Source organism: Promicromonospora kroppenstedtii DSM 19349, from assembly GCF_000515355.1.
Lineage (GTDB): Bacteria > Actinomycetota > Actinomycetes > Actinomycetales > Cellulomonadaceae > Promicromonospora > Promicromonospora kroppenstedtii.
Genome location: NZ_KI911679.1, coordinates 2,293 through 3,132 on the forward strand (window position 1 = coordinate 2,293; position 840 = coordinate 3,132).

The window sequence follows — 840 nt, forward strand, 5'->3', positions numbered from 1 at the left end:
GGGCCGGGTGCGGCTCGCCGTCGGGCCCGGTCCGGCTCGGCGTCGGGCCCGGTGCGAAGCTCGCCTTCGAGGCCTAAGTTTCTTCGCTTTGACGCGACTGAGAGCGAAGAAACTTGGGCCTCGAAGGTGAGGGGTTCGCAGCCTGCCGACGTCCGGCACCCACGCTGTCTGATGCCGGCGCGCGAGACCAGGCGCGCCCGCGCGCCGATCGGTCCGCTTGTCCGCATGTGCAACCGCACGGTGAACGTAGGTTTGGTCGGCTCAAGACGGCTCTTGGAGCGAGCGACCCTACGTTCGACTGCCGCCGCGAACCGCTCGCGGATGCTTGTTCTCGAAGCCTGGGTTTCTTCGCTTTGGCGCTACTCAGAGCGAAGAAACTTGGGCCTCGAAGATGAGGCGGGCGAGCGGGGCCCTTATGCCGGCGTGCGGAGCGCCAACCGAGGCAGCAGCACCTTCTCCCACAGGACGGCGCGCTTGGGCCGGAAGAAGCCCGAGTGCCCGATGCGGCTCAGGCCGTGGTCGGCCGCCCGCATCTCGACGAGCTCGATCTCGGTGCCCGGGAACTCGCGGCTCCAGTACCGGATCGACTCCGGCGTGATCAGCTCGTCGTCCGCGGTCCACAGCGCGGTGACCGGTGTCTCGACCTTCGCGAACCGGTCGCGCAGCTCCGGGTGCTCGCTGAACAGGTAGTCGGGGTGCAGGCACCAGCGGCCCCACTGGCGCATGACTCCGGCGGGCAGGTCGTCCAGGATCCGGAGCCGGCGGCCCGGGTAGTAGCCCGCCACCGCCGTCGCGGCCGGCGCGATGACGCGCCAGAGCAGCGGCGACCAGGTCCGGATG

At 69.9% G+C, this 840-nt stretch carries 1 protein-coding gene; it reads right to left on the reverse strand.

All coding sequences use genetic code 11. The annotated features are described in order from the left end of the window. Window positions 1-413: 413 nt before the first annotated feature. On the reverse strand, window positions 414-840 hold a 427-nt coding region (locus PROKR_RS34975; RefSeq protein ID WP_036964328.1), incomplete at its 5' end, for a hypothetical protein.